Annotated in this window: 2 protein-coding genes; both read left to right on the top strand. The window is 73.6% G+C overall.

Translation table 11 applies throughout. From position 1 onward, the window contains the following. Positions 1–221 precede the first annotated feature (221 nt). Positions 222–1,001 (top strand): HAD-IIA family hydrolase, encoded by a 780-nt coding sequence (locus H5J30_RS31700; protein ID WP_181791032.1) that lies wholly within the window; start codon positions 222–224, stop codon positions 999–1,001. A gap of 147 nt (positions 1,002–1,148) precedes the next feature. Further along, positions 1,149–1,668 (top strand): hypothetical protein (locus tag H5J30_RS31695; protein ID WP_181791030.1); only part of this gene is annotated, 520 nt, incomplete at its 3' end.

The raw sequence follows: 1,668 nt of genomic DNA, 5'->3' as shown, positions 1-1,668 counted from the left end.
TCCGCCGCTCCACCGTCACCAACCGCGACTCCTCCAACCGCCGCCTTCGCCACACCGCCCGCGGCCCGCTCGCGCCCCTCCACCCGGCTCATCTCCGCCCGCCCCACCGCCGACCGACCCGCCCCCGCCCCTCCCCCGCACATCCCCTCCGCCCCCGCCGTCCCCCGCTCCTGCCTTTAGGCTGGTGACCCCGTCCCCGCGGCACCGGTTGGAGAGAGCAGATGGCGGAGCGTATGCCGGTCGAGTCCTGGCTGACGGACATGGACGGGGTGCTGATGCACGAAGGCATCCCGATCCCCGGCGCCGACGCCTTCATCAAGCGGCTGCGCGACTCCGGCAAGCCCTTCCTCGTGCTCACCAACAACTCCATGTACACCCCGGGCGACCTGCACGCCCGGCTCTCCCGCATCGGCCTCGACGTGCCCGTGCAGAGCATCTGGACCTCCGCCCTGGCCACCGCGAAGTTCCTCGACGACCAGCGCCCCGGCGGCACCGCGTACGTCATCGGCGAGGCCGGGCTCACCACCGCGCTGCACGACCAGGGCTACGTGCTCAGCGACCACCGCCCCGACTACGTCGTCCTCGGCGAGACCCGCACGTACAGCTTCGAGGCGCTGACGAAGGCCATCCGGCTGATCGAGAACGGCGCCCGCTTCATCGCCACCAACCCGGACGAGACCGGCCCGTCCACCGAGGGCCCGCTGCCCGCGACCGGCGCCGTCGCCGCGCTCATCACCAAGGCGACCGGCAAGGACCCGTACTTCGTCGGCAAGCCCAACCCGCTGATGATGCGCTCCGGGCTCAACCAGATCGGCGCCCACTCGGAGTCGACCGCGATGATCGGCGACCGGATGGACACCGACGTGCTGGCCGGCCTGGAGGCGGGCATGGAGACGTACCTGGTGCTGACCGGGCTCACCCGCGCGGACCAGGTGGAGCGCTTCCCGTACCGGCCGTCGCACATCGTCGACTCGATCGCCGACCTCGTCGAGCTGGTCTGACCCCGGGGCCCGGCGGGCCCGCGCGACGGGCCGCTCCGCACCCGCCGTTCGGGTGGGCGGCAACCGGATCGGCGTAGTGCCGCCGCCGTACGGATGCGGGGACGCGGCAGGTCGCGACCCTGGGAGTGAGAGCTTCCCGGAGGTCCCATGCGCCCGGTCCGTGTCTGCCTCGCCGCCGTCCTCCTGCTGACGGGCGGCGCCGCCGTCTCCTGTGCCGCCGACGCGTACGCGCAGGGCGAGGTGACGGTGACCCCGTACCGCGTGCAGCGCGGCGACCCGGTCGAGGTGAGCACCGGCGCCTGCCGGGGCGACTACGCCTCGGCGACCTCGGAGGTGTTCGAGGCGCCGGTGAACCTGCGGCCGGTGAACTACGGCGGGCTCAGCGGGCGCGGGAAGATCAAGTGGACCGCGCGGGCCGGTACGTACCCGGTGTGGGTCGACTGCGACGGCGGCCGGCGGGTGGCGCGCGGCCGGGTGGTGGTGGAGGAGCAGCACCAGCGCCCCGACCACTGGAAGAACAACTGGCACCACCAGCCCTGGTCGCCGGTGACCGCGGGCGGCGGTGGCATGGCGAAGAAGGCGCAGGAGGCGCAGGAGGCCCGCGCGGAACGGACGGCGCAGGCGCAGGCGCAGGGGCAGGAGAAGAACGGCTCCGTGCCCGCCCTGC

It is taken from the genome of Streptomyces phytophilus, assembly GCF_013870535.1.
Taxonomy (GTDB): domain Bacteria; phylum Actinomycetota; class Actinomycetes; order Streptomycetales; family Streptomycetaceae; genus Streptomyces; species Streptomyces phytophilus.
This window is presented reverse-complemented; position numbering and strand designations above follow the sequence as displayed.

Bases quoted from the DNA above. Each gene is read 5' to 3' on its own strand.
- H5J30_RS31700 (WP_181791032.1), top strand. From the start codon at position 222: ATGGCGGAGCGTATGCCGGTCGAGTCCTGGCTGACGGACATGGACGGG.